27 protein-coding genes are annotated in these 24,890 nt (G+C 68.8%); 16 read left to right on the top strand and 11 right to left on the bottom strand.

Translation table 11 applies throughout. The features are described from left to right. Positions 1-50: 50 nt before the first annotated feature. Positions 51-1,346 carry an adenosylmethionine--8-amino-7-oxononanoate transaminase gene (locus ACFVJ3_RS13690; RefSeq protein ID WP_378452533.1) on the bottom strand — a complete coding sequence of 432 codons (1,296 nt, stop codon included), beginning with the start codon at positions 1,344-1,346 and terminating at the stop codon, positions 51-53. 77 nt (positions 1,347-1,423) lie between these two features. On the opposite strand from ACFVJ3_RS13690, the gene ACFVJ3_RS13685 reads away from it, so the two are divergent. Further along, positions 1,424-2,566, top strand: coding sequence for an 8-amino-7-oxononanoate synthase (locus ACFVJ3_RS13685; RefSeq protein WP_378452532.1), 1,143 nt, complete (start codon positions 1,424-1,426; stop codon positions 2,564-2,566). Continuing rightward, entirely contained in the window at positions 2,563-3,258 is a 696-nt protein-coding gene (gene bioD / locus ACFVJ3_RS13680) for a dethiobiotin synthase (RefSeq protein WP_378452531.1), read from the top strand. Before ACFVJ3_RS13685 ends, bioD begins: the two co-directional genes overlap by 4 nt. Positions 3,259-3,271: 13 nt before the next feature. Here the strand turns inward: bioD and ACFVJ3_RS13675 are convergent, their stop codons facing one another. After that, entirely contained in the window at positions 3,272-3,646 is a 375-nt protein-coding gene (locus ACFVJ3_RS13675; RefSeq protein WP_378452530.1) for a VOC family protein, read from the bottom strand. Positions 3,647-3,671: 25 nt separating this feature from the next. Continuing rightward, entirely contained in the window at positions 3,672-4,058 is a 387-nt protein-coding gene (locus ACFVJ3_RS13670) for a VOC family protein (protein WP_164062940.1), read from the bottom strand. 173 nt (positions 4,059-4,231) lie between these two features. On the opposite strand from ACFVJ3_RS13670, the gene ACFVJ3_RS13665 reads away from it, so the two are divergent. Genes ACFVJ3_RS13665 through ACFVJ3_RS13650 form a run of 4 tightly spaced genes read left to right on the top strand, consistent with a single transcriptional unit; the run spans position 4,232 to position 8,042 of the window. Further along, positions 4,232-4,516, top strand: a complete 285-nt coding sequence (locus ACFVJ3_RS13665; RefSeq protein ID WP_009473700.1) for a hypothetical protein — start codon at positions 4,232-4,234, stop codon at positions 4,514-4,516. Beyond that, positions 4,513-5,337: a hypothetical protein gene (locus tag ACFVJ3_RS13660; RefSeq protein ID WP_378452529.1), complete on the top strand. Its 825-nt coding sequence runs from the start codon at positions 4,513-4,515 to the stop codon at positions 5,335-5,337. Before ACFVJ3_RS13665 ends, ACFVJ3_RS13660 begins: the two co-directional genes overlap by 4 nt. 21 nt (positions 5,338-5,358) lie before the next feature. Continuing rightward, on the top strand, positions 5,359-7,293 hold the full coding sequence (locus tag ACFVJ3_RS13655) for a fumarate reductase/succinate dehydrogenase flavoprotein subunit (protein ID WP_378452528.1): 1,935 nt from the start codon (positions 5,359-5,361) through the stop codon (positions 7,291-7,293). Then, positions 7,293-8,042, top strand: coding sequence for a succinate dehydrogenase/fumarate reductase iron-sulfur subunit (locus tag ACFVJ3_RS13650; protein ID WP_378452527.1), 750 nt, complete (start codon positions 7,293-7,295; stop codon positions 8,040-8,042). The genes ACFVJ3_RS13655 and ACFVJ3_RS13650 overlap by 1 nt, the downstream gene beginning before the upstream one ends. Before the next feature lie 61 nt (positions 8,043-8,103). Here the strand turns inward: ACFVJ3_RS13650 and ACFVJ3_RS13645 are convergent, their stop codons facing one another. From ACFVJ3_RS13645 to ACFVJ3_RS13630, 4 genes are all read right to left on the bottom strand, one after another. Further along, on the bottom strand, positions 8,104-8,775 hold the full coding sequence (locus tag ACFVJ3_RS13645) for a sterol desaturase family protein (protein WP_378452526.1): 672 nt from the start codon (positions 8,773-8,775) through the stop codon (positions 8,104-8,106). Continuing rightward, complete coding sequence (locus ACFVJ3_RS13640) at positions 8,772-9,509, bottom strand: FadR/GntR family transcriptional regulator (RefSeq protein WP_378452525.1); 738 nt, start codon at positions 9,507-9,509, stop codon at positions 8,772-8,774. Before ACFVJ3_RS13640 ends, ACFVJ3_RS13645 begins: the two co-directional genes overlap by 4 nt. Positions 9,510-9,568: 59 nt before the next feature. Next, a complete protein-coding gene (locus tag ACFVJ3_RS13635; RefSeq protein WP_378452524.1) occupies positions 9,569-10,696 on the bottom strand; it encodes a lipase family protein in 1,128 nt (375 codons plus the stop codon). A 77-nt stretch (positions 10,697-10,773) separates the two neighbouring features. Next, positions 10,774-11,403, bottom strand: coding sequence for a TetR/AcrR family transcriptional regulator C-terminal domain-containing protein (locus tag ACFVJ3_RS13630; RefSeq protein WP_005260290.1), 630 nt, complete (start codon positions 11,401-11,403; stop codon positions 10,774-10,776). Positions 11,404-11,557: 154 nt separating this feature from the next. Between ACFVJ3_RS13630 and bioB the strand changes: the two genes are divergently transcribed. Genes bioB through ACFVJ3_RS13615 form a run of 3 tightly spaced genes read left to right on the top strand, consistent with a single transcriptional unit; the run spans position 11,558 to position 13,423 of the window. Further along, entirely contained in the window at positions 11,558-12,571 is a 1,014-nt protein-coding gene (gene bioB, locus ACFVJ3_RS13625; RefSeq protein ID WP_378452523.1) for a biotin synthase BioB, read from the top strand. Beyond that, positions 12,568-12,855 carry a hypothetical protein gene (locus ACFVJ3_RS13620; protein ID WP_378452522.1) on the top strand — a complete coding sequence of 96 codons (288 nt, stop codon included), beginning with the start codon at positions 12,568-12,570 and terminating at the stop codon, positions 12,853-12,855. Before bioB ends, ACFVJ3_RS13620 begins: the two co-directional genes overlap by 4 nt. Positions 12,856-12,865: 10 nt before the next feature. Beyond that, the gene (locus tag ACFVJ3_RS13615; RefSeq protein ID WP_378452521.1) at positions 12,866-13,423 is read left to right on the top strand and encodes a DUF2567 domain-containing protein; all 558 of its coding nucleotides are present in this window, start codon (positions 12,866-12,868) and stop codon (positions 13,421-13,423) included. Here the strand turns inward: ACFVJ3_RS13615 and ACFVJ3_RS13610 are convergent. After that, positions 13,413-14,225: an SDR family NAD(P)-dependent oxidoreductase gene (locus ACFVJ3_RS13610; protein ID WP_378452520.1), complete on the bottom strand. Its 813-nt coding sequence runs from the start codon at positions 14,223-14,225 to the stop codon at positions 13,413-13,415. The two genes, ACFVJ3_RS13615 and ACFVJ3_RS13610, sit on opposite strands and share 11 nt — an antisense overlap. Before the next feature lie 83 nt (positions 14,226-14,308). On the opposite strand from ACFVJ3_RS13610, the gene ACFVJ3_RS13605 reads away from it, so the two are divergent. Both ACFVJ3_RS13605 and ACFVJ3_RS13600 read left to right on the top strand, forming a co-directional pair. Then, positions 14,309-14,908 carry a TetR/AcrR family transcriptional regulator gene (locus ACFVJ3_RS13605; protein WP_378452519.1) on the top strand — a complete coding sequence of 200 codons (600 nt, stop codon included), beginning with the start codon at positions 14,309-14,311 and terminating at the stop codon, positions 14,906-14,908. Positions 14,909-15,004: 96 nt separating this feature from the next. Then, the gene (locus ACFVJ3_RS13600; RefSeq protein WP_378452518.1) at positions 15,005-15,349 is read left to right on the top strand and encodes an SDR family NAD(P)-dependent oxidoreductase; all 345 of its coding nucleotides are present in this window, start codon (positions 15,005-15,007) and stop codon (positions 15,347-15,349) included. A 9-nt stretch (positions 15,350-15,358) separates the two neighbouring features. Here ACFVJ3_RS13600 and ACFVJ3_RS13595 read toward each other — a convergent pair whose 3' ends face one another. Then, complete coding sequence (locus ACFVJ3_RS13595) at positions 15,359-16,093, bottom strand: NUDIX domain-containing protein (RefSeq protein ID WP_378452517.1); 735 nt, start codon at positions 16,091-16,093, stop codon at positions 15,359-15,361. Between the two features lie 78 nt (positions 16,094-16,171). Here ACFVJ3_RS13595 and nadA point away from each other — a divergent pair, with 78 nt between their 5' ends. Genes nadA through nadC form a run of 3 tightly spaced genes read left to right on the top strand, consistent with a single transcriptional unit; the run spans position 16,172 to position 19,643 of the window. Then, positions 16,172-17,209, top strand: coding sequence for a quinolinate synthase NadA (gene nadA / locus ACFVJ3_RS13590; RefSeq protein ID WP_378452516.1), 1,038 nt, complete (start codon positions 16,172-16,174; stop codon positions 17,207-17,209). Further along, positions 17,206-18,774: an L-aspartate oxidase gene (locus tag ACFVJ3_RS13585; protein WP_378452515.1), complete on the top strand. Its 1,569-nt coding sequence runs from the start codon at positions 17,206-17,208 to the stop codon at positions 18,772-18,774. Before nadA ends, ACFVJ3_RS13585 begins: the two co-directional genes overlap by 4 nt. Beyond that, positions 18,774-19,643: a carboxylating nicotinate-nucleotide diphosphorylase gene (gene nadC, locus ACFVJ3_RS13580; RefSeq protein WP_378452514.1), complete on the top strand. Its 870-nt coding sequence runs from the start codon at positions 18,774-18,776 to the stop codon at positions 19,641-19,643. The genes ACFVJ3_RS13585 and nadC overlap by 1 nt, the downstream gene beginning before the upstream one ends. Before the next feature lie 51 nt (positions 19,644-19,694). Here the strand turns inward: nadC and ACFVJ3_RS13575 are convergent, their stop codons facing one another. After that, positions 19,695-20,324 carry a LysE family transporter gene (locus tag ACFVJ3_RS13575; protein WP_378452513.1) on the bottom strand — a complete coding sequence of 210 codons (630 nt, stop codon included), beginning with the start codon at positions 20,322-20,324 and terminating at the stop codon, positions 19,695-19,697. Between the two features lie 36 nt (positions 20,325-20,360). After that, entirely contained in the window at positions 20,361-21,638 is a 1,278-nt protein-coding gene (locus tag ACFVJ3_RS13570) for a glycoside hydrolase family 1 protein (RefSeq protein WP_378452512.1), read from the bottom strand. Between the two features lie 87 nt (positions 21,639-21,725). Here ACFVJ3_RS13570 and ACFVJ3_RS13565 point away from each other — a divergent pair, with 87 nt between their 5' ends. Together ACFVJ3_RS13565 and ACFVJ3_RS13560 are read left to right on the top strand one after the other, a co-directional pair. Then, entirely contained in the window at positions 21,726-23,669 is a 1,944-nt protein-coding gene (locus tag ACFVJ3_RS13565) for an acyl-CoA dehydrogenase family protein (protein ID WP_378452511.1), read from the top strand. Between the two features lie 110 nt (positions 23,670-23,779). Further along, complete coding sequence (locus tag ACFVJ3_RS13560) at positions 23,780-24,841, top strand: putative zinc-binding metallopeptidase (protein WP_378452510.1); 1,062 nt, start codon at positions 23,780-23,782, stop codon at positions 24,839-24,841. Positions 24,842-24,890: the final 49 nt, after the last annotated feature.

Here is a 24,890-nt window from a genome sequence, read left to right as displayed (position 1 = left end):
TCGAGAACACTAGCCCGCGTTCGCGTTGCTCTCAGCTCGACGAGAGCGGGCTAACGGCCCAGGGTCGAGCTCCGTGCGGCAGCAAGCATTCCGGCTGTGATCTTCCGCACGTCGTCGGTGGTGCACACGTACGGCGGCATCGCGTAGATCAGGTTCCGGAACGGCCGCAACCAGACCCCGGCGGCCACCGCGGCGTCGGTGGCGGCCCGCATGTCGACGGGTTCGGCGAGTTCGATCACACCGATCGCGCCGAGCACCCGGACGTCCCGCACGCCGGGGAGTTCCCGGGCCGGCGCGAGTCCCGATTCGAGCTCGCGGCGCACGTCCTCGACCTCTCCTCGCCAGTCGCGCGACAGCAGGAGTTCGATCGACGCCACCGCGACGGCACAGGCGAGCGGGTTGGCCATGAACGTGGGACCGTGCATCAGCCCGCCGGCGTCCCCGGCGCTGATGGTCTCGGCGACGTCGGTGGAACAGAGCGTCGCCGCGAGGGTCAGGTATCCGCCGGTGAGGGCCTTGCCGACGCACATGATGTCGGGGCGGGCCCCGGCGTGGTCCGCGGCGAACAGCTCGCCGGTGCGGCCGAAACCGGTCGCGATCTCGTCGAACACCAGCAGGAGCCCGTGCTCGTCGCAGATCCGCCGCAGCTCCGACAGGTACCGGGGGTCGTGGAAGCGCATACCACCGGCGCCCTGCACCACCGGCTCCACGATGACGGCCGCCAGTTCGTCGGTGTGCGAGGCCACCAGGCGCTCGAACTCCGCGACGTACTGCGGGTCGAACTCGCGGGGCGGGGGTCCGGCGAAGACCTGCCGTGCCAGGACGTCCGTCCATAGGGAGTGCATGCCGCCGTCCGGGTCGCAGACGCTCATCGGGGCGAACGTGTCGCCGTGATACCCGCCGCGCCAGGTGAGCAGCCGATGTCGCTCCGGCCTGCCGCGACTGCGCCAGTACTGCAGGCACATCTTGACGGCGACCTCGACGGACACCGAACCGGAATCGGCGAGGAACACCTTGTCGAGGCCGTCCGGGGTGATCGCCACGAGCAGCTGGGCGAGCCGCGCGGCGGGTTCGTGGGTGAGCCCGCCGAACATGACGTGGCTCATCCGCCCGAGCTGCGCCGTCGCCGCCGCGTCGAGGACGGGATGCCGGTAGCCGTGGACCGCGGCCCACCACGAACTCATGCCGTCGACGAGTTCGCGTCCGTCGGCGAGAGTGAGGCGCGTCCCGCTCGCCTCGGCCACCACGAGCGGGGTGGTCGAGGCGGGGAAGGCGCCGTACGGATGCCAGAGCAGCGCGGCATCGAGGGACGTGATGTCGTCGACGGACAGGCTCGGGGAGGTCACGGTCTCGACCCTAGCCACCCGGAGAAAACCGGGCCCACCCGGGTTGAACACCGTTCAAGTCGCGTATCGTGCCGTGGGTGAGTACCGACCGCACCTTCACCACCTGGCTCGACGACGTCGAGGACCAGCGGCGCGCCGCGGGACTGCGCCGCGAGTTGCGTCCACGCACGCCCGGCAACGCGCTGATCGATCTGGCGTCCAACGACTACCTCGGACTCGTACGGCACCCGGAGGTGCTGCACGGCGCGATGACCGCGCTGCGCCGCTGGGGTGCGGGGGCCACCGGCTCGCGTCTGGTCACGGGATCGACCACCGAACACGAACTCCTCGAAACGGAACTCGCCGAGTTCGTCGGCGCCGAGGCCGGGCTGGTGTTCTCCTCCGGGTACACCGCGAATCTCGGTGCCGTCACCGCACTGTCCGGCGCCGGATCGCTGATCGTTTCCGACGCGGGCAGCCACGCGTCGCTGGTCGACGCGTGCCGGCTTTCCCGGGCCCGAGTGGCCGTCGCACCGCACTCCGATCTCGACTTCGTCCGCAGCGCACTGGCCACCCGGCCGGAGGAGCGGGCGCTGGTCGTCACCGATTCGGTGTTCAGCGCGGACGGTGATCTCGCACCCCTCGTCGACCTTCATCGGGTGTGCCGCGACCATGGGGCGTTCCTCGTCGTGGACGAGGCGCACGGCGTCGGAGTCCGCGGCGCAGGGGGCCGCGGACTCGTGCACGAGGTGGGGCTCGCCGGCGAACCCGACATCGTCGTCACGGCCACGCTGTCGAAGTCGCTGGCCAGTCAGGGCGGTGCGGTGCTGGCGTCGGAGAAGGTGCGCGCGCATCTCGTCGACGCCGCACGCACGTTCATCTTCGATACCGGACTGGCCCCCGCGGCCGTCGGTGCGGCACGGGCGGCGCTCGCCGTTCTGCGGCGGGAACCGCACCGTGCCGAGTCCGTGCTGGCCCGCGCACGGGATCTCGCGCGGTTCACCGGCGCGGGGGCACCCGAGTCCGCCGTCGTCTCCGTCATCCTCGGCGACCCACAACGCGCCGTCGACGCCGCCGCCGCGTGCCGCGAACAGGGACTGCACGTCGGCTGCTTCCGGCCCCCGTCGGTGCCGGAGGGCACGTCGCGTCTGCGGCTCACCGCGCGCGCGACGCTCGACGCGGACGAGCTGGCGCGGATCGAAGCCGTGCTGACCGACGTCCTGGCGGGAGCGTCGGCGTGAGCATCCTGGTGGTCACCGGCACGTCGACGGACGTCGGCAAGACGGTGGTCACGGCGGCGCTCGCCGCGGCCGCACGCGAGGCCGGCCTGTCCGTGGCGGTGTGCAAGCCCGCGCAGACCGGCGTCGCCCCGGGAGAACCGGGCGATCTGGCCGAGGTGACCAGACTGTCCGGTGTCACGGCGGTGGTGGAGCTGGCCCGCTACCCCGAACCGCTCGCCCCCGACACCGCGGCCCGGCGCAGCGGCCTGCCGATGCTGCGGTGCGCGGACGTCGTCGAGACGGTCCGCGCGCTCGACGACGGGCACGATCTGGTGCTCGTCGAGGGTGCAGGCGGCCTGCTGGTGCGGCTGGGCGCCGACGGCTTCACGCTCGTCGATCTCGCGCGCGCCCTCGACGCTCCGGCTGTCGTGGTCGCCGCGGCAGGCCTCGGCACGCTCAACCACACCGAGCTCACGATCCGGGCTCTCTCGGCGGCCGGTCTCGCCTGCGCCGGAACCGTGATCGGGTCGTGGCCGGACGAGCCCGGGCTCGCCGAGCGGTGCAATCTCGACGACCTGCCCGCCGTCACGGGGGTCGACGTCGTCGGCTCGGTGCCTGCGGGCAGCGGACGCCTCGCCTCCGCGTCGTTCGGCGCGGCCGCGTCCACGTGGTTCGACGGCACCTGGCTGAAGGCGACGGTCACGGCACGCTGAGCCGCCGCGGCCGTCAGGACTCCGAGAGCACCGACAGCACGTTGCCCGCGGGGTCGGTGAACCAGGCGATGTCGGGTCCGTTGCCGCGCATGATTCCCTTGTCGTCCTGATCGAAACCGTCGTACCGCAGGAACTGGATCCCGCGCTCGGTGAGCGCGTCGACGGCCTTCTCGACGTCGTCGACGGCGAAGTTCAGGACGGTGAACGTCGCCGGTGTGTGGTCGGGCTTGGGGTAGATCAGCACCACGGGCCCCTTCGGGAGATGCAGGCCGAGCAGACCCATCTGCTCCTCGGTGACCTCGATGCCCAGGGTGTCGGTGTAGAAGGACTTGGCCGCGGCGATGTCGTCGACGGCGAATCCGCTGAATGCTCTCGCATTGCTCAACATGACTGTTCTCTTTCCGTGCTGTCGGTCAGGACATCTCGGCCCGCGCCTGCGCGCTGAGCTGGATGATCTGGACGTAGTTGCCGTCGGGGTCCACGGCGGTGCCGAACCAGCTGCCGTCACGATCCTCGAGCGGGGACAGCCACGTCGCACCGAGTTCGTCGATCCGGTCTGCTGCGGCGCGGGCGTCGGTGACCTCGACGTTGAGGAGGACGCGACCGGGTTCGGGATTCGTGTCACCGACGTCGTCGCGCCGGTCGAGCATGATGTAGAAGCCGTCGAAGTCGAGGACGTCGTAGCCCGGTTCGCCGGGGGTGCGTTCGACCTTCGGCGAGAACGCGGCGGTGTACCAGTCCCGTAGTCGGTCGGGGTGAGTGCTGGCGAGCAGGATGCTTCCGATCGTGGCGTCGGCCATGATGTCCTCCCGGTGGGTGTGCGTTGTCAGTGGTCCTGCAGATATGGACTCGGCTGCCCCGCGAAATTCATCGCAACGGAGTTTCCGAGGTTCCGAAAGCGGCACCGTCTCCTCCGAATATCGGTAGTGTGATTCATGTCACGGCTACATCCGGCTGGGTTGGGAGGGGTCACATGTCGACCTCCGAAATGCTCGAATTGAATCGCACCATCGACCGCCTTCGGCGCGCTGTCGGTTCGTTGCGATCGATGTACGGCGACGCCGCATCCGTGCGGCGATTGAGCAACGATCTGGAGCGGCTCGAGATCGACGCGCGGGAACTCGACTCCTCGCCGCCGAACGTCGTCCACCGCGAACCGGTGGAGCGAATCAAGGTGTCTGACACCCCGTACGACGCGTCGATGTGGCTCGGTATCGATGACGAGGGGCTGGGCGGGCTCCACTACGAGCGCGGATGAGCGCGCCGCCGAAGGATTCCGAAAGTGCCGGTGTGGGGGCGCCGACGCGTGCCCGGATAGCGGAACGCACGCTCCGCACCGACCGGTGGTGGCTGGCCCCGCTGCTGACGGTGCTCGGCCTGTCCGTCTTCGTGGTGTACGCATCGGTCCGGTCGTGGGTCCGCACCGCGTACTTTGTCGAGGACTATCACTACCTGACGCCGTTCTACTCGCCGTGCCTGAGCGATTCGTGTGTGCCCGGTTCGAGCGACTTCGGGACGCCCATCGGCGAGTTGCCGATGATCATCCCGCTCGGGTTCCTGGTGCTGCCGTTCCTGCTCGGCTTCCGGCTCACCTGCTACTACTACCGCAAGGCCTACTACCGGTCGGTGTGGTTCTCGCCGCCCGCGTGCGCGGTCGCGGAGCCCCATAGCACCTACACGGGTGAGACGCGCCTGCCGCTGATCGTCCAGAACGCACACCGCTACTTCTTCTACGTCGCACTCGTCGTCTCGCTGATCAACACGTACGACGCGATCCGCGCGTTCCACGGCGCCGACGGCGGTTTCGGAATCGGGCTCGGCACACTCATCATGGTCTGCAACGTGATCCTGCTCTGGGCGTACACCGTCTCCTGCCATTCCTGCAGGCACGTCATGGGCGGCAGGCTCACCCACTTCTCCAAACACCCGATCCGGTACCGGCTCTGGACCTGGGTCAGCACACTGAACACCCGGCACATGCAGCTCGCCTGGACCACCCTCGCCACGCTGATGATCACTGACTTCTACGTGATGCTCGTGGCGAGCGGGACCATCTCCGACCTGCGCCTGATCAACTGACTTCACCGAAGAGGGAGTGGAATGACGGAAGTCGAACGGCACCAGTACGACGTCGTGGTCATCGGTGCCGGGGGCGCCGGACTGCGAGCCGTCATCGAGGCCCGGGAGCAGGGCCTGTCCGTCGCCGTCGTCTGCAAGTCGCTGTTCGGCAAGGCACACACGGTCATGGCAGAGGGTGGCTGCGCCGCCGCGATGGGAAACGCCAACGAGAAGGACACGTGGCAGACCCATTTCCAGGACACGATGCGCGGCGGCAAGTTCCTCAATAACTGGCGAATGGCCGAACTGCACGCCCGCGAGGCGCCCGACCGGGTGTGGGAACTCGAAACATACGGCGCACTGTTCGACCGGACCCCGGACGGCCGGATCAGCCAGCGCAACTTCGGTGGCCACACGTATCCGCGGCTCGCGCACGTCGGTGACCGAACCGGACTCGAACTGATCCGCACCATGCAGCAGAAGATCGTGTCGCTGCAGCAGGAGGATTTCGCCGCCACCGGCGACTACGAGGCCCGGGTCAAGATCTTCGCCGAGTGCACCATCTCCGAACTCACCAAGGACGGCGACCGGATCTCGGGCGCCTTCGGATACTGGCGTGAGAGTGGACGTTTCGTCCTGTTCGAGGCGCCCGCCATCGTGATGGCCACGGGTGGAATCGGCAAGTCGTTCAAGGTGACGTCGAACTCGTGGGAGTACACCGGCGACGGTCACGCCCTCGCCCTGCGCGCCGGCGCCAACCTCATCAACATGGAGTTCGTCCAGTTCCACCCCACCGGCATGGTGTGGCCACCCAGCGTCAAGGGCATCCTCGTGACGGAGGGCGTCCGCGGCGACGGAGGCGTCCTGAAGAACTCCGAGGGCGACCGGTTCATGTTCTCCTACATTCCGCCGGTGTTCAAAGGCCAGTACGCGGAGACCGAGGAAGAGGCCGACGGCTGGTACAAGGATTCCGACAACAACCGCCGCACACCGGATCTGCTGCCCCGCGACGAGGTCGCCCGGGCCATCAACTCCGAGGTCAAGGCCGGACGGCAGACCCCGCACGGTGGCGTATACCTCGACATCGCGTCGCGGATGCCCGCCGACGAGATCGTCCGGCGGCTGCCCTCGATGTACCACCAGTTCAAGGAACTCGCGGACGTCGACATCACCAAGGAGCAGATGGAGGTCGGACCCACCTGCCACTACGTGATGGGGGGCATCGAAGTGGACCCCGACAGCGGGTCGTCCAGCGTCGCGGGTCTGTTCGCCGCGGGGGAGTGCTCGGGCGGGATGCACGGCTCCAATCGGCTCGGCGGCAATTCGCTGTCCGACCTTCTCGTGTTCGGGCGTCGCGCCGGACTGGGGGCGGCGGAGTACGTGAAGTCGCTGCAGGAACGGCCGGTCGTGTCCGCGGACGCGGTGGATGCGGCGGCGCGGATGCTGTTGTCGCCGTTCGATCCTGCGGTCGGGGAGGGAGGCACCACCGAGAACCCGTACACGCTCCACACCGAACTGCAGCAGACCATGAACGACCTCGTCGGCATCATCCGGAAGGAAGACGAGATCGTCCGCGCCCTGGAGAAACTCACCGAGATCAAGGGCCGGATCGGGGGCGTGGAGGTGGAGGGGCACCGCCAGTTCAACCCGGGATGGCACCTCGCCGTGGACCTGCGGAACATGGTGCTGGTCAGCGAATGCGTCGCGCAGGCGGCACTGCTGCGCACGGAAAGCCGCGGCGGACACACCCGCGACGACCACCCCAGTATGGAAGCGGACTGGCGCAACACCCTGCTGGTGTGCAGCGTGGTCGGCGACATGTCCGCGCATCCCGATGCTGTGGTACCCGACGTCACCGTCACCCGCGAGCCCCAGTTGCCGATGCGCGCAGAACTGCTGGAGCTCTTCGATATCGAGGAGCTGGCCAAGTACTACACCGACGCCGAACTCGCGGAACATCCGGGAAGGAAGGCCTGATGGGTTACGACGCACGGTTCCGGGTGTGGCGCGGCGACGCCGACGGCGGCGCCCTCCAGGACTACTCCATTCCCGTCAACGAAGGTGAGGTGGTGCTCGACATCATCCACCGGTTGCAGGCGACACAGACCCCGGATCTGGCGGTGCGATGGAACTGCAAGGCGGGCAAGTGCGGCTCGTGTTCCGCGGAGATCAACGGCCAGCCCCGGCTGCTCTGCATGACGCGGATGTCGACGTTCGCGGAAGACGAGGTGGTGACGGTGACGCCGCTGCGGGCGTTCCCCGTCATCCGGGACCTCGTCACCGACGTGTCGTTCAACTACGCGAAGGCTCGGGAGATCCCCTCGTTCACCCCGCCGCCGGGGCTCGGGCCGGGTGAGTACCGAATGCAGCAGGTCGATGTCGAACGGTCACAGGAGTTCCGCAAGTGCATCGAGTGCTTCCTGTGCCAGAACACCTGTCACGTCGTCCGTGATCACGACGACAACAAGCCGGCGTTCTCCGGCCCACGCTTCTTTATCCGCGTAGCCGAATTGGAGATGCACCCGCTCGACACCGCGGATCGTCGTGACGCGGCACAGGAGGAGTTCGGTCTCGGACTCTGCAACATCACCAAGTGCTGCACCGAGGTGTGCCCCGAAAACATCAAGATCACCGACAACGCCATCATTCCGATGAAGGAGCGGGTGGTCGACCGCCGGTACGACCCGGTTGTCTGGTTGGGCAACAAGCTCTTTCGTCGCGGTTAGCGCCTCCGGCACCCGTGAGTACTTATTAACCGCCCGACGTTAACATGTACTCACGGGCGCGTCAGCGCACGGCGTGGAGGTTGCGGGCGGTGGGCGACTTCTCGACCGATTCGGGGTCGGGGTCGGTGCCCAGGATCCGGTCGGCGGTTCCCGCGGTGGTGACGGTGAACCAGTAGTGCTCGTTCTTGTAGTGGTGATGGCGGTGGTTGCGCCAGACCGCGCGGTACAGCTGGGAGTTCGGCTTGTAGTCGCTGTGGATGAGGTAGTGCGTCCATTCGTAAAGGACGCCCAGGACACTCAGCACCACCAGGAAGGTCAGTCCGAGTCCGGTGCGCGGGAACGCGAGCAGCGAGACGGCTACGAGAATCGGAATCAGCCACATCAGCGTCTGCCACGGGATGAAGACCAGCGGGACGTCCCGGGGGTCGACGTGGTGCTCGCGGTGCTTCCGGGCGAGCAGCGAATCGACGGTGAGGCCCAGGACCTTTCGGGGTTTCCAGTGCAGGATGCAGACGTGGATGACCCATTCGGCGAACGGGAACACGGCCAGCATCACCAGCGGAAGCACGGCATCGGTCAGCTGCCAGTCGCCGACGATCAGGCGGGCGGCCACCGCGGCGACCAGCATGCCGCCGATCATCCACGGGGACGGGTGGCGGCGGAACTGGTCTGCGGCGTCGCGCAGGGTGATCGACCTGCGTTGGCGGCGATCTGCGGAAGGTTTCGTGGTCATGTGTCCTTCTCCGAATCGTGGTGGTGGAGCGCGTCGATCACGGCCGTGACGGCTGCCGTTCCGAGGTCGAGGAGTGTGGTGGCGGTCTGTGCCGCGGCGACTTCGTCGTGTACGGAGATCGCGTCTGCCAGCTCGTAATACAGGTCGGTGCGTCCGACTTCCGCGACCATGACGGCGGCCATCGCCGTCATGGTCGGTTCGTACGCGTTGCGGAGGCTGTTGAAGATGAGCCGGAATGCGATGGAATCGGCCGTGTCGACGACACGCTCCCAGAAGGCCAGGGCGCCGACCTGCTGCGCGACCGCGTCGCTGTCGGAGGCGAGGTGATCCACGGCTTCGCGGAGAGCGGCACCCGACTCGTCGGTCGCCCGGCCCGCAGCGAGCCGCGCGACCTGCACGCCGATCATCCGCCGGGCCTCGAGAACGCTCCGGACCACCGCCCAATCGGGTACGCCGTCGCGGACCAGCAGCTGGGACAGCAGCTCGGGCCCGCCGTGCTGCCGGAAGTCGCGGACCGAGGTGGCGTCGCCCTGCCGGACCTCGACGAGTCCGGCCTGGGCCAGCTTCTGGATCGCCTCCCGGACCGCGGGCCGGGACACCCCGAAGGCTTCGGCCAGGCGTCGCTCGCTCGGCAGGGCGTCGCCGGCGGCGAGGTCGCCGCCCAGCACACGCGCGGTGATCTGATCGAAGACTTCGGTGGAGGCGGATTTCCGCGCGATCGGCTCGAACATCATGACCACGACATTAGGTCGGCAACAGGTAAGAGGTCAAGTGGTCTTACCAGTGGATACTACTAGCTGAACAGGCTCCGGACGAACGCACTGGTATCGGGCAGGGACGCGGGCATGGTGTAGAGATGCCCCGTCGGATACGTCCGGAACACGAACTGCTGCCCGTTCGCGGCGAGGTCGGCGGTGAGTTTCCAGGTGAGGGGGATGGGGACGACGTCGTCGAACAGTCCCTGTCCGATGAACAGCGGCCGGTCGTAGCCCCGCACGGAAACTCCCAGTGTGGTGCGCAGCGCCGCCAGGACCGCCGGGTCGTCGAGGGGGCGGGACATCAACTGTCCGATCGAGATCCCGCCGAGTTGCGGGGCCGCCTCCTCGTAGCAGAGCGATTCGACGCGATTCAGAACGTCGACGCCGAGCGGTGTGAGGTAGCTGTCGACGTCGAGGTCGGGCCGCGACGCGCGTAGTCCGGCGAGCGCGTACGCCACGAACACCGTGCTTCCGGTGAGGGGGAGCTGCGGGAAACCCGGGCCGACGAGTGGTGCGAGGTTCTCGAGATTGGACGGGGCGCCGGTGGCGACGGTGCCCCGGAAGTCGAGGTCGGGTGCGTACGTCGTGGCCATCGAGGCGGCGACGAGAGCGGCGTGGCCACCCTGCGATTGGCCGATCGCGACCCAACGGTTCGACAGTGACGGCGTGATGGTCCGCGCGGCGCGCACCATGTCGATCACGCTGTGCGCCTCCGTCGGGCCGTCCAGGTACGGGTGCACACCGGGTGTGCCGAGGCCGACGTAGTCCGTTGCGACGACGGCGTAGCCCTGGTCGAGCCAGTGCTGGACGTACGGTCCGACGAGTTTTCCCGTCACCGTCGGTGCGCACTTGTCAGCGATGCCGACCGTTCCGTGGGCCCAGGACACGACGGGCCACCCGCCGGGCGGCGCCTCACCGGGGGGCAGTAGTACCGCGCCGGTGCTGAGCGCCGGTTCGTTCATCGGCCCCGTCGTCCAGTAGGTGACGTACGTGGCGTCGGCGACGCCCGGCGGCTGCGCGTCCGGCGCCACCGGCGTCACGACGACGACGACACCCGGATCGCCGCCAGTCTGTGCTGCCGCCGGGGTGGGCGCGCCGAGGAGCGACAGTGTGAGTGCCGCCGCGAGAACCGTTCCGGTGCGGCGGCCGAGTGAAGACGTCATCGCGTCCGTCCCTTGGCCGTCGGAGGCGCCGCGCGGTCCTCGAGTGGACGACGCGACGTCGACTCAATTGTGCGCGCTCAGGGGCGGTGGGCGGAGTCTTTCAAGCGTGCGCGAATCCCGTCGACGAACAGCGACAGGCCGAAGTCGAACCGGACCGCCGGATCGCCGTCGAGGAGATCCTCGTCGTACGCCGCGATCGGGGACTGCGGCGCGTCGGGTGAGAGGGCCGCCCGGGTGAGGGCGCCTGCCGACTCCATCTGCGCCCGCGACTGCTCGTCGACCGTGTGGCCGAGAACGTAGTACAGCAGCGAGTAGGACGACAGTTCCGCGTGTTCGCGGGACAGTCCGGATCGCAGGCCGACTGCTGCGAAGCTTTCCCGGACCCGGGAGTTGGTCATCCGGGACGCGTAGGTGGCGGAGACCAGTTCGGCGCCGTCGCGGTGGGCGAGCAGCGCGGTGCGGAGCCGGTGGGCCAGTTCGGTGAACTCCGCGTCCCAGCCGGGGGCCGTGACCGGGGCGTCGACGTCTTCGAGGATCTTGTCGGCGAGGGCCCCGAGCAGTGTCTGCTTGTTGGGGAAATGCCAGTACAGGGCGCCCGGCTGCACGCCGAGGGCCGTCGCGAGTCTGCGCATCGTGAGGTCGGCGAGGCCGAACTCGTCGAGGATGGCCATTGCGCCGTCGAGTACGTCGCCGCGTCGCAATTGCACTGTGTGATCTCCCAATCTCGTCGAAAAGCCCGCTTCGGCTTTGACAGTATTCCACCACGGATCTAACGTGAACACCGTTCAACTTGTACGGTGTTCAATTTTTCGGTTCAGTCGATCCACGGCACGTGATCGGCCCATTTTCCAGGAGATACGTGTGACATCGGCCCCGGTACAGACAGACATCCTCGCCCTCGCGCGTGAGCAGGTTCTCGAGCGCGGTGAGGCGCTCGACGAGAGCCAGGTGCTCGAGGTCCTGCAACTTCCCGACGACCGCCTCGAGGAACTCCTCGCCCTCGCACACGACGTGCGCATGAAGTGGTGCGGTCCCGAGGTCGAGGTCGAGGGCATCATCAGCCTCAAGACCGGCGGCTGCCCCGAGGACTGCCACTTCTGCTCGCAGTCCGGCCTGTTCCAGTCGCCGGTGCGCGCGGCGTGGCTCGACATCCCGTCGCTCGTGGAGGCCGCCAAGCAGACCGCCAAATCCGGCGCCAGCGAATTCTGCATCGTCGCCGCCGTCCGCGGCCCCGACGAGCGGTTGCTCGCCCAGGTCGCTGCCGGCATCGAGGCGATCCGCAACGAGGTCGACATCCAGATCGCCTGCTCACTGGGCATGCTCACCCAGGAGCAGGTCGACCAGCTCGCCGCGATGGGTGTGCACCGCTACAACCACAACCTGGAGACGTCGAAGTCCCACTTCCCGAACGTCGTCACCACCCACACGTGGGATGAGCGGTGGAACACCCTCCGCATGGTGCGCGAGGCGGGCATGGAGGTGTGCTGCGGCGGCATCCTCGGCATGGGCGAGAGCCTCGAGCAGCGCGCCGAGTTCGCGGCCAACCTTGCCGAACTCGAACCCGACGAGGTGCCGCTGAACTTCCTCAATCCGCGCCCCGGAACCCCGTTCGGCGACCTCGAGGTCCTGCCGGCGAGCGAGGCCCTCAAGTCGGTGGCCGCGTTCCGCCTCGCGCTGCCCCGCACCATCCTCCGGTTCGCGGGCGGCCGCGAGATCACGCTCGGCGACCTCGGGGCCAGGCAGGGCATCCTCGGCGGCATCAACGCCGTCATCGTCGGCAATTACCTCACGACCCTCGGCCGGCCGGCCGAACAGGATCTCGACCTGCTCGTCGATTTGCAGATGCCGATCAAGGCACTGAACGACACCCTGTGACGATCATGGTAGAGGCGATCATGGGCGACCGCCCCGAGGATCGGGTCGACCGCCCCGAGGAGCGGGTCGACCGCCCCGAGGAGCGCTACAACCCGTACACCGGCCGGCGCGTGGTGCCCGGTGTGGACGACGCCGTCCCCACCGCCGCGCAGCTGGGGCTCGAACCGCCCCGCTTCTGCGAGGCGTGCGGCCGCCGGATGGTGGTGCAGATCAGCCCGGACGGCTGGTGGGCGAAATGTTCCCGCCACGGTGTGTTCGACTCGATCTGCGGCGGACGGCGGTAGCGTCGGACGGGTGACCACGCTCCCGCGCTTCAGGCTTCGCTCTGCCGCCGGAATCTTCTGCGGGACGGTGGTGGCGAGTGCGCTCGCCGGTGTGCTGTGGGGAGTCCTCGCACCGCCCGAGCACCTGCTGGTGGTCGCCCCCGACCGCGGGGTGTCGCTGACGGGGGAGAGTGTGCACCGGTTCGACGCGATCGGGATGTTCGCGTGTGCGGGCCTGGTGGTCGGCATCCTCACCGCGGTCGCGGCGTGGACGGCGCGGAGAAGTCGCGGCCCGGTCGCGCTGGGCGCCGTCCTCGCGGGCAGTGTGGTCGGGGCCGGTGTGATGGCGCTCGGTGGAATCGGTGTGGCCGCGCTGCGGTTCCCCGACCCCGACACCTCGACCGCCGGCACGGTCGTGGCGGTCGCGCCGGGGATCGGGACCCTCCTGGTGCTGATCTTCCAGCCGCTCGTCGCCTGCGTCGTGACGTTGGTGCTCGCCGCGCTCAACCCGTACGACGATCTCGGCGTCGGCGATCCTCCGGTCGAACTCGACGAGCCGGAAGAGCGCGACGCGACCCTTACTTCGTGATCGAGGTCCGCATCCGCACGTCCCCGAGGAGGCGCCCGCTGGCGAGAGCGCCGATGCGGCGAGTCGCGAATCGGGTGCTGATCGACGACACCCAGTTCATCAGCCCGGAGACGACGCTCGGCGGGGTGCTGCGCCGGTCCAGGGCGCGCAACGCTGTCGTCACCACCTGATCCGCGGTCTGCATGCGACCGACGGCGGCGTCCTCGGAGCCGACGACGTCGAAGAACTCGGTGCGCGTGGGGCCCGGGCAGACGGCGAGCACGGTGAGGCCCGTCCCTCGCGCCTCGGCCCACAACGCCTCCGTGAAGCTGAGGACGAACGCCTTCGTCGCCCCGTACACGGCCATGCCGGGAGTCGGCTGGAACGCGGCGGTGCTCGCCACATTCACGAGTGCGCCGCGTCCCCGGAGCAGGTCGGGCAGGAACGTGTGCGACAGCTCGACGAGGGTGGTGACGTTGAGCTGGATCTCGGAGGTGAGGCGCTCCAGGTCGGCGGACGCGAAATCTCCGTGCGTCCCGAATCCCGCGTTGTTGATCAGTGAGTCGACGCGGATGTCGCGGGCGGTCAGTTCGCTGCGCAATCGCTCCCCGGCGCCTTGTGTCGCGAGGTCGAACGGGAGCACGGTGACCGACACGTGGTGCGCGGCGCGGAGTTCGGTGGCGAGTTGCTCGAGCCGGTCGGCGCGGCGGGCGACGAGGACGAGATCTGCACCCCGGCCGGCGAACCGGCGGGCGAATTCGACTCCGAGGCCCGCGCTCGCGCCGGTGATGAGGACGGTGGTTCCGGATGCGTCGAAGGACATGTCTGCTCCTAGCGGTGGGGTGTCCTCGAATGTAGTCAGTGCCATCTATGTAGTCAATGACAACATCTTGTTAGGCTAGCGGTATGTCCGTCGCCGAACAGCCCTACCACCATGGGAGTCTTCGCCAGGTGCTGCTCGCGCGCGCCGAGAGCACGCTCGAGAAGGACGGCGTCGACGGACTCTCCCTGCGGCAGCTCGCCCGCGAGGCCGGGGTCAGCCACGCCGCACCCAGCAAGCACTTCCGGGACCGTCAGGCGCTGCTCGACGCACTCGCGGAGTCCGGTTTCCTGCGCCTCACCGCCGCCCTCGAACGCGCCGTCGAGCAGGCGGAACCCCACGCCCGGGCCCGCTTCGCCGCGCTCGCCGGCGCCTACGTGAGCTTCGCGCTCGCACACCGGGAGTTGCTGGCCCTCATGTACGGCAACAAGCACGCGCCCGGAGCCGCCTCCCAGGTCGTGGAGGCCGGCCACGCCTCGATGGACCTGACGGTCCGGATCGTGACCGAAGCCCAGGCCGCGGGCGACATCGGACCCGGGGACGCATCGCGCATCGCCCTCGTCGCGTTCGCGACGTTCCACGGGATCGCGACCCTCGCCGCAGGCGGAATGCTCGACGGCGCGCCGGTGGACGAAGTCGTCACCGCCGCATCGGACACGTTCTGGCGGGGGCTCGCCCAGGCGTGAGACCGGCTCCCGGCGAACTCACAGCGTGCCCTCATCGCGCACTCGAGTACCCGCGCTTTCCTGGAATCGGAAGTGTCGATCCCTCAGGAGGCGAAGATGATGCGTACGAACGAAGCCCGCCCGATCCGCGGAGTCGTGCTGGTGACCGCTGCGGGTAGTGAGCAGGGCACGCGCACCGCGCAGGAGTTGCTCGAGTCCGGCTGGTGCGTCGCGGTGACCGCCCGCACCGTCGCGGAACTGGTCCGGATCATGCCGGGCATGTCCAGTCACCGGCTGCTCGCCGTCGCCGCCGATCCGGCCGACCCCCGGCAGGTCGAGCGGCTCCTCGACCGCGTCGTCGGCCGCTTCGGCCGCATCGATTCGGTGCTCGGCGCGGAGCCGGCGATCGCATCGGCGTGGCGGCGCCGAACTCCGTCGCCCGGACGTGTGGAGGCGGCCTGACGTGCGCGGTCAGCTCGGCGGTCGAAGTGCCGCGAACTCGTCGGTCACCCGCAGGGTGGAGTCGGTGAACCGGTAGAGCGCGGCCGGGCGCCCGCCGGTGCGGCCCGACGGCGCTGTGTTCCCGGTGGGAGTCAGCACCCCACGTCGTCCGAGGACGCGCTGGAGGTTGGTCGCATCCACCTGGTACCCGAGTGCGGCGCAGTAGATCTCACGCAGTGTCGACATGGAGAACTCGTCGGGGGCCAAACCGAACGCGATGTTGGTGTAGGAGAGCTTGGCCGCGAGGCGGGTCCGCGCGTGCCGCACGACGGTGCCGTGGTCGAACGCCGTCTCGGGGAGCGCGGACACCGGATGCCACGCGGTGTCCGGAGGCAGCTGCGGGTCGGCGGGGAGGGGGACGAGCCCGAGGAAGGTCGACGCGATGGTGCGCGGGCCGGGCACTCGATGCGGATCGCTGAACACCGACAGCTGCTCGAGGTGGGAGACCTCCTGCACGTCCACCTTCTCGGCCAGCTGGCGTCGCGCGGAGGTCGTGAGGTCCTCGTCCGCGTGGAGCAGTCCGCCGGGCAGGGACCAGGCGCCTGCCTGGGGATCGAGGGCCCGTTGCCACAGCAGCACAGCGAGCTCGCCCGTGCCCGCCGCGTGACGCACATCACCGCTCTGACCTGCGGTGATGTGGTCGGGGAAGTGGCGAACCTGGAACACCGCGGTAAGCACTTCATGCGTGGTGTTACTATTGGGCATGTTTTCGATCCTAAGTCGAAAACCTCGATTGCGGAAATTCGGGCCAGCCCGCCCGAGTTCACGGTGAAGGAGCAAGCCATGACGACCACGACGTTGTGGGCGGGTACCAACCCGCAGATTCAGGACGGTCCCGGCGGTTACGCGGGCGTCGAGGCGAGCGAAGAGTGGGCTGCCGAGATCAAACGGCTGGCGCGTGAGCGGGGAGCGACCCTCCTTGCACACAACTACCAGTTGCCCGCCATCCAGGACGTAGCCGACCACGTCGGCGACTCCCTGGCACTCTCGCGCATCGCGGCCGAAGCCCCCGAGGACACCATCGTGTTCTGCGGTGTGCACTTCATGGCCGAGACCGCGAAGATCCTCAGCCCCGCCAAGACCGTGCTGATCCCCGACGAGCGCGCGGGCTGCTCGCTGGCCGACTCGATCAACGCCGATCAGCTGCGTGAGTGGAAGGCGGAGTTCCCCGACGCCGTCGTCGTGTCGTACGTCAACACCACCGCCGAGGTGAAGGGTCTGACGGACATCTGCTGCACGTCGTCCAACGCCGTCGACGTGGTCGCGTCGATCGACCCCGACCGTGAGGTCTTGTTCCTGCCCGACCAGTTCCTCGGCGCTCACGTCAAGCGTGTTACCGGCCGCAAGAACATGCAGATCTGGGCGGGTGAGTGCCACGTCCACGCCGGCATCAACGGCGACGAGCTCACCGCGCAGGCCAAGGCGCACCCCGGTGCCGAACTGTTCGTGCACCCCGAATGCGGCTGCGCCACCTCGGCTCTCTACCTGGCCGGCGAAGGGTTCGTGCCCGCGGACAAGGTGAAGATCCTGTCGACGGGCGGCATGCTCGACGCCGCCCGCGCGACCGGGGCGAAGCAGGTTCTCGTGGCCACCGAGGTCGGAATGCTGCACCAGCTCCGCAAGGCCGCGCCGGAGGTCGACTTCCAGGCCGTCAACGACCGCGCGTCCTGCCCGTACATGAAGATGATCACCCCCGCGGCCCTGCTCCGCTGCCTGCTCGAGGGCAAGGACGAGGTTCACGTCGATCTCGCGACCGCGGAGCGTGCCCGCAAGTCGGTGCAGCGCATGATCGAGATCGGAAACCCGGGCGGCGGCGAGTGAGCAGCCCGGCCCGGGGGATTTCCTGGGAAGAGCACGCCGACCTCGTGGTCGTGGGCGGTGGTGTGGCCGGACTGACGGCCGCACGCACCGCCTCGCTGCGCGGGCTGACCGTGCTCACCGTCAGCAAGGGTGGGGCGACGGACACCGCCACGCAGTACGCGCAAGGCGGTATCGCGGTGGTGGGTGACGCCGTCACCGATTCGGTCGAGTCGCACGTCGCCGACACGTGCGAGGCCGGGGTGGGCCTGTGCGACGAGGACGGCGTGCGGTCGATCGTGGCGGGCGGCCGTGATGCCGTGGCCGCGCTGACCGATCTGGGCGCGGTGTTCGACCGAGGCCGTGACGGCGCCGTCTCGCGCACCCGCGAGGGCGGGCACAGTACCCGGCGGATCATTCACGCAGGCGGGGACGCCACGGGCGCCGAGGTGCAGCGCGCCCTGGGTGCCGCCGGTCTTCCGGTCCTGTTCGACAGTTGCGCCGTACGCGTGCTCACGGATGCGCGCGGAGTCACCGGCGTGCTCGTGGATTCGCCGCGCGGACTCGGCGTCGTCCACACACCGGCCGTCCTCCTGGCGACCGGCGGGCTCGGGCAGCTGTACGCCTGCAGTACCAACCCGCCCGGAGCCACTGCGGACGGCATCGCTCTCGCGCTGGACGCAGGGGCGGCCGTCGCCGATCTCGAGTTCGTGCAGTTCCACCCGACCGTCCTGTTCACCCCCGGCGGTCTCGGACGGCGTCCGCTGATCAGCGAGGCCGTCCGCGGCGAGGGCGCGATCCTCGTCGACGCGAACGGCGATTCGGTGACCACGGGTGTGCATCCGCGCGGCGACCTCGCCCCCCGCGACGTCGTGTCGCGGGCGATCGCGTCGAGGCTTCGGAAACTGGGTCACGACCACGTCTACCTCGACGCGCGTCACCTGTCCGGGTTCGCGCAGCGGTTCCCGACCGTGACGGCATCCTGCCTGGAAGCCGGGATCGATCCGCGCGAACATCTGATCCCGGTCGCGCCCGCCGCGCACTACTCGTGCGGCGGAGTGGTCACCGACGTCGACGGACGCACCGCCGTCCCCGGCCTCTACGCAGCGGGGGAGGTGGCCCGCACCGGGCTGCACGGAGCGAACCGGCTGGCCTCCAACAGTCTCCTCGAAGGCCTGGTGGTCGGCGAGCGGGTCGGCGCCGCGGCCGTCGAACGCGCCGGCGTCCGCGTCGAGGCAACCGACCCCGAGCAGCGTGCCCTGCCGTCCGCACCGCGGGAACTGGTGCAGCAGTTGATGACCGGCAACGTGTCCGTCGTCCGGGACGGTGCCGGCCTCGAAGCGGTGGCCGCCGCCCTCACCGGCGCGCCGCGCACGGTGCCCGAGGGTGAGACCGCGCTCGAAGACGCAGTGCTGACCCTGACGGCGTCAGCACTGGTACTCGCCGCCGCTGCGCGGACCGAAAGTCGTGGATGCCACACCCGCAGCGACTACCCGCAGACGTCCGACGAGTGGCGCCGCAGCACGCACGTCCGCCTGCGCGACGGCGAACTCGAGCTTCTCGAACCCCAACTGACAGGAGTGCTGTGATGTCCGACCATGCCCTTCCCGACGGTCTGGACGCGGACGAGGTGCGTGCGCTCGTGCGTCTCGCCCTGGACGAGGACTTGCGGTACGGACCGGACGTGACGTCGTCGTCCACGGTCCCCGCCGACGCGGTGGCCAAGGCGTCCGTGGTCTCCCGTGCACACGGCACCGTCGCCGGCCTCGACGTGGGACTGCTGGTGCTCGACGAGGTGATCGGGGCGGGCCGCTACGAGGTTCTCGACCGGGTCGCCGACGGCACCCGGGTCGTGCCCGGTCAGGCCGTGCTGACGGTCAGCGCGCCCACGCAGGGGCTGCTCACCGCGGAGCGGACGATGCTCAACCTGGTGTGCCACCTGTCCGGCATCGCCACCGCGACGTCCGCCTGGGTGGACGCGGTCGAGGGCACCGGGGCGAAGATTCGGGACAGTCGCAAGACGCTGCCGGGACTGCGCGCGCTGCAGAAGTACGCCGTCCGGGTGGGCGGCGGCGTCAATCACCGCATGGGCCTCGGCGACGCGGCACTGATCAAGGACAACCACGTCGCGGCCGCCGGTTCGGTGGTGGCGGCGCTCCGGGCCGTGCGCGCCGCCGCACCGGACATCGAGTGCGAGGTAGAGGTCGACAGCCTCGAGCAACTCGACGAGGTGCTGGCCGAGAACGTCGAACTGGTGCTGCTCGACAATTTCCCGCTGTGGCAGACGCAGATCGCCGTGCAACGCCGCGACGCGAACGCGCCCGGCACCAAGCTGGAGTCGTCGGGCGGTCTCACGCTGGACGTCGCGGCCGAGTACGCCGGCACGGGAGTCGACTACCTCGCGGTCGGTGCGCTCACCCATTCCGTCACCGTGCTGGATCTCGGCCTCGACATGTGACCCCACCCGTGAGTACTTCTTAACCGCCCGCGGTTAAGAAGTACTCACGGATCAGACGGCGCGGCGAATCGTCGCCAGGAACGTGGCCGCGACGAAGAACAATCCGGAGAACGTCCGGTTGGTGGTGCGCTGCTGCCGTGGTGACCGCATCAGCCGCAGGACCTTCGACGCCAGCCCGGTGTAGCCGGTCATGACGACGACGTCGACCGCGACCATGGTGGCGGCGATGATCAGGTACTGGGGGAGCAGCGGCGCCGACGGGGTGATGAACTGCGGGAGCACCGCGAGCATGAAGACGACGGCCTTCGGGTTGCTGGCATTGACCAGGAACCCGCGCAGGGTCATCGCCGGACCGCTGGTCTCGGCGACCTCGCCGTCGACGCCGGACACATCGGTCGCACTCGCCCGCCACTGCCGGATGCCGAGATACACCAGGTATGCGACGCCGAACCACTTGATCACCGTGAACGCGAGTGTCGAGTTCGCGAGCAGCGCCCCGAGTCCGGCGGCGACCACCGCGATCTGCAGCAGCAACCCCAGCTGGAGACCCGCGATGTTCCAGTAGCCGCGACGCAACCCGAACCGCATCCCCGCGGCCATCGACGCGATCGCGCCCGCCCCCGGGGACAAACTGATCACGCACGAGGCCCCGAGCACTGCACACCACATCTGCCACGACACCAGGCGATGGTACGTCGCGCCCCGGCGGCAACCGTTCTACGGGGGATCGATGCAGCTGAGCGGCGGATTCACGAGGGAACAGACACCGGCACGGCGTTCGGGTTCATAGCCGGGCGGGAGCCCGTTCGCAACGAGCTCCCGGTAGGTCGTCACCGCATCGGTCGGTCGCCGGGTGAGGGTGGGATCGGTCAGCGCGTCGACGGTGAACAGACCGAACCGGGGACGGTACGTGCCCCACTCGTAGTTGTCGGTGATCGACCAGTAGCTGTATCCGATCACCGGGGCGCCGTCCGCCCGCGCGCGCTCCAGCCAGTAGACGTGATCGCGGAGATGATCGGACCGCGTGTAGCCGTCCGGTCGCGGTTTCCCGTCGTCGGTGGGCATGCCGTTCTCCACGACGTACAGCGGTAGTCCCGGAAACTTGCGGGTGTACCGCATCAGGGCGTGGTAGATGCCGTCCGGTTGGGGGCTGATGTCGTAGAAGGCGTCGGTGACCGCGTTTACCGCGGTGAGGTTGTCGAGGGACAGTCCGTAGTAATAGTCGACGCCGAGGAAGTCGAGCTTGTCGCGGACCCGGTCGACGAAGGTGGCGTCGACCGCGTCCATGGCGGCCGGGATGTACGCGAGGTTGCTGCTCACCCGGGCGCCCGGGTCGTTCTCGTGGATCAGATCGTAGGCGCGGCGGTGGACCTCGACGAGCCGGTCGAGCATCTGCGGCGCCCGGTCGGGGCCGATGCCGCCGAACATCAGCTCCTTCTGCACGTACACCGTCGGTTCGTTGATCGTGATCCAGAGCGCGCCGACACCGGAATAGCGCTCGATCACTTTCTGCGCGTTCGCGAGCCAGTAGTCGACAGTGTCCGGGTCGGCCCAGCCACCCCGATCGGCGACCCACCCCGGATACACCCAGTGGTCGAGCGTGATCATCGGGGTCATTCCGCGGCTGGTGATCTCGTGAACGACGTCGTCGTAGTACCGCAGTTCGGTCTCGTCCCACACGCCCGGGACCGGCTGCAGGCGGGCCCATTCGACGCCGAACCGGAAGACGTCGACACCCAGGTCCGCGGCTCGGGTGATGTCCTCGGTGTAGCGGTGCCGGAAGTCGACGGAGTTGCCGATCGCGTCGTGGGTCCGCCCGGAGTCGGAATACCGCCGCCAGTTGCTGTCGGGTGAGGAACCCTCCGATTGGAACCCGGACGTCGCCACGCCCCACAGGAAGTCGTCGGGGAGCGGGGCCGCGTGCGCCGCGGTGGCGGGCGCCAGCAAGCAGAGGAGGACCACGCCGGCGCCCAGGAGTCGGGAGGGAGTCCGCATCGGCCGAAGAGTAGCGGAAACGCTGTCCCGAGTGCGCCGATTGGGGGATACTGGTGAGTAGGACTACCCGCCAGTAGGAGGCGCGTCATGGTCGACACCTCAGCTCCCAAGGTCACCGAGGAAGAAGCACGAGCGGTCGCGGAGGAGGCGAGGGAATCCGGCTGGGACAAACCCTCGTTCGCGAAAGAACTGTTTCTGGGACGGTTCCGGCTGGATCTGGTTCATCCCTTCCCGCGGCCGGCGACGGAGGACGCCGCAAAGGCCGAGGAATTCCTCATTCGCCTCCGCGCCTACTGCGAGGAGATGGACGGCAGCGTCATCGAATCCCAGTCGCGCATTCCCGACGAATACGTCCGCGGCCTCGCCGACCTCGGCTGCTTCGGCCTGAAGATCTCGGAGGAGTACGGCGGCCTCGGACTCTCTCAGGTGGCCTACAACCGGGCGTTGATGCTCGTCGCGTCGGTGCATCCGAGCCTGGGCGCGCTGCTGTCCGCGCATCAGTCGATCGGCGTCCCCGAACCGCTCAAGCTGGCCGGCACCCCCGAGCAGAAGCGCGAGTTCCTGCCGCGCTGCGCGCGCGGCGCCATCTCCGCCTTCCTCCTCACCGAACCCGACGTCGGCTCCGACCCCGCGCGGCTGGCGTCCTCCGCGACCCCCATCGAAGGCGGTGAAGCCTACGAACTGGACGGCGTAAAGCTGTGGACGACCAACGGCGTCGTCGCCGAACTGCTCGTCGTCATGGCGCGGGTACCCAAGAGCGAAGGTCACCGCGGCGGCATCTCCGCCTTCGTCGTCGAGGCCGACACCCCGGGCATCACCGTCGAACGGCGCAACGCGTTCATGGGACTGCGGGGGATCGAGAACGGCGTCACCCGCATGTACAAGGTCCGCGTTCCCCGCGAGAACCTGATCGGCCGGGAAGGCGACGGACTCAAGATCGCGCTCACCACCCTCAACGCCGGCAGGCTGGCGATTCCGGCGATGTGCGCCGGGGCCGGGAAGTGGTCGCTGAAGATCGCCCGCGAATGGTCCGGCGTCCGCGTCCAGTGGGGCAAGCCCATCGCCGAGCACACGGCCGTCGCCAACAAGCTGTCGTTCATGGCCGCGACCACCTATGCCCTCGAGGCCGTGGTGGACCTGTCGGCGCAGATGAACGACGAGGGTCGCAACGACATCCGGATCGAGGCGGCGCTCGCCAAGCTGTGGTCGTCCGAGATGGCCTGCGTCATCTCCGACGAGCTGATCCAGGTCCGCGGCGGTCGCGGATACGAGACTGCGGCGTCTTTGGCCGCCCGCGGTGAACGGGCGGTGCCGGTGGAGCAGCTGGACCGCGACCTGCGCATCAACCGGATCTTCGAGGGTTCGAGCGAGATCATGCGGCTGCTGGTCGCGCGCGAGGCCGTGGACGCGCACCTCACAGCGGCGGGCGATCTCGCGGACCCGCACGCCGACACCGGTGCGAAGGCCCGCGCGGCCGCCAAGGCGAGTGGTTTCTACGCGAAGTGGCTGCCGCAACTCGTGGCAGGCAAGGGCCAGGTGCCGACGGCGTACAGCGAATTCGGTGTTCTGGCCAAGCACCTGCGGTTCGTCGAACGGCACTCCCGCAAGCTGGCCCGCTCCACGTTCTACGGGATGGCCCGGTGGCAGGCGGCGCTGGAGAAGCAGCAGGGCTTCCTCGGCCGGGTCGTGGACATCGGCGCCGAACTGTTCGCGATGTCCGCCACCTGCGTCAAGGCGGAGATGCAGCGCGAGGAGAACGAGGCCGAGGGCGCGGCCGCCTACGAACTCGCCGACGTGTTCTGCCGGCAGGCGTCACTGCGGGTCGAGAAGCTGTTCGACGGTCTGTGGCACAACACCGACGACGTGGACAAGCAGGTCGCGCACTCGATCCTCGAGGGACGGTATGCGTGGCTGGAGCGGGGGGTGGTCGATCCCAGCGAAGGCACCGGTCCGTGGATCACCGAGTGGACCCCCGGCGCGTCCACCGAGGAAAACCTGGCGAGGAGGTTCCTGCACTCGACCCGCCTCTAGGCCGTCGGGTTCCCCGCGTCTCCTCGGCGGTACTCTCCGAGGAGACGCGCACACCAGCGTGGCGCTCGCCGGTGTCTCGGACGCGGGCGGGACGAGCCGAGGGAACACCAGTGCGCAGCTTCATGTGTCGTAAATGCGGCCAACGACTTTCGTTCGAGAACAGTCTCTGTCTGAAATGTGACAGCGCTCTGGGATTCCACCTGCCGAGCCGGTCCATCGTCGTCCTCGACGGCGCGGACCGGGCGGAGGTGGACGGCGACACGTGGGTGCGGTGCGGCAATGCCACCACGGCGAAGTGCAACTGGCTCGTCCGGAACGACGACGCCCAGAGCCTGTGCACGTCGTGCCGGTTGACGCGGACGCGTCCCGCGGACGGTGACGACGAGGGCCTGGCCGCGTTCGCGACCGCCGAGACCAACAAGAGGCGGGTCGTTCTCGAACTCGACGAACTCGGTCTCCCGATCGTCCCCAAGTTCGAGGACCCCGGCACCGGGCTGGCCTTCGACCTGTTGTCGAGCGCACGGACCCCGGTGGTGACCGGGCACGCGGGCGGGGTGATCACCCTGGACCTGGCCGAGGGCGACGACGTGCACCGGGAACAGTTGCGCGTCGAGATGGACGAGCCGTATCGCACGCTCGTCGGCCACTTCCGGCACGAGGTCGGGCACTACTACCAGATGATGCTGATCCGGGACCACGCCGAGCGCGCCCGATTCGAGGACCTGTTCGGGGATCCGGACCGCGACTACCAGGCCGCGCTGAAACGTCACTACAGCGAGGGCGCGCCGAAGGGCTGGGGCCGGCTCTACGTGTCGTCCTACGCCACGATGCACCCCGCCGAGGACTGGGCGGAGACCTTTGCGCACTACCTGCACATCCGGGACGCCCTGGATACCGCGGCAGCCTTCGCGATGGCGCCCGCCGGAGCGACGACGAGCAGCGAACTCAGTGGTGACGTGGGGTTCGACCAGATCATCGACTGGTGGCTGCCGCTGTCGTGGGCGCTCAACCAGCTGAACAGGTCGATGGGGCATCACGACCTGTATCCGTTCGTGCTTCCGGCCGCGGTCCTGGAGAAGATGCGGTTCATCCACTCGCTGATCCAGCCCGCCCCGGTGTGGGACGAGCCGGCACCGGCGTCGACGGAAACCCGGTCGGCCGCCGACCGGTGAAAACGGGGTGCGCCTATCCTGGATAATCGGTGTCGAGCCCTGTTCTCCG

The sequence above is a fragment of the Rhodococcus sp. NPDC127593 genome (genome assembly GCF_042671975.1).
Classification (GTDB): Bacteria; Actinomycetota; Actinomycetes; order Mycobacteriales; family Mycobacteriaceae; genus Rhodococcus_F.
This window is presented reverse-complemented; position numbering and strand designations above follow the sequence as displayed.

Coding starts and splice junctions, on each gene's coding strand:
- ACFVJ3_RS13665 (WP_009473700.1), top strand. CDS start 4,232: ATGTCGACCTCCGAAATGCTCGAATTGAATCGCACCATCGACCGCCTT.
- ACFVJ3_RS13675 (WP_378452530.1), bottom strand. CDS start 3,646: ATGTTGAGCAATGCGAGAGCATTCAGCGGATTCGCCGTCGACGACATC.
- ACFVJ3_RS13645 (WP_378452526.1), bottom strand. CDS start 8,775: ATGACCACGAAACCTTCCGCAGATCGCCGCCAACGCAGGTCGATCACC.
- ACFVJ3_RS13565 (WP_378452511.1), top strand. CDS start 21,726: ATGGTCGACACCTCAGCTCCCAAGGTCACCGAGGAAGAAGCACGAGCG.
- nadA (WP_378452516.1), top strand. CDS start 16,172: ATGACGACCACGACGTTGTGGGCGGGTACCAACCCGCAGATTCAGGAC.
- nadC (WP_378452514.1), top strand. CDS start 18,774: ATGTCCGACCATGCCCTTCCCGACGGTCTGGACGCGGACGAGGTGCGT.
- ACFVJ3_RS13600 (WP_378452518.1), top strand. CDS start 15,005: ATGATGCGTACGAACGAAGCCCGCCCGATCCGCGGAGTCGTGCTGGTG.
- ACFVJ3_RS13610 (WP_378452520.1), bottom strand. CDS start 14,225: ATGTCCTTCGACGCATCCGGAACCACCGTCCTCATCACCGGCGCGAGC.
- ACFVJ3_RS13660 (WP_378452529.1), top strand. CDS start 4,513: ATGAGCGCGCCGCCGAAGGATTCCGAAAGTGCCGGTGTGGGGGCGCCG.
- ACFVJ3_RS13570 (WP_378452512.1), bottom strand. CDS start 21,638: ATGCGGACTCCCTCCCGACTCCTGGGCGCCGGCGTGGTCCTCCTCTGC.
- ACFVJ3_RS13650 (WP_378452527.1), top strand. CDS start 7,293: ATGGGTTACGACGCACGGTTCCGGGTGTGGCGCGGCGACGCCGACGGC.
- ACFVJ3_RS13605 (WP_378452519.1), top strand. CDS start 14,309: ATGTCCGTCGCCGAACAGCCCTACCACCATGGGAGTCTTCGCCAGGTG.
- ACFVJ3_RS13655 (WP_378452528.1), top strand. CDS start 5,359: ATGACGGAAGTCGAACGGCACCAGTACGACGTCGTGGTCATCGGTGCC.
- ACFVJ3_RS13670 (WP_164062940.1), bottom strand. CDS start 4,058: ATGGCCGACGCCACGATCGGAAGCATCCTGCTCGCCAGCACTCACCCC.
- ACFVJ3_RS13640 (WP_378452525.1), bottom strand. CDS start 9,509: ATGATGTTCGAGCCGATCGCGCGGAAATCCGCCTCCACCGAAGTCTTC.
- ACFVJ3_RS13635 (WP_378452524.1), bottom strand. CDS start 10,696: ATGACGTCTTCACTCGGCCGCCGCACCGGAACGGTTCTCGCGGCGGCA.
- ACFVJ3_RS13595 (WP_378452517.1), bottom strand. CDS start 16,093: ATGCCCAATAGTAACACCACGCATGAAGTGCTTACCGCGGTGTTCCAG.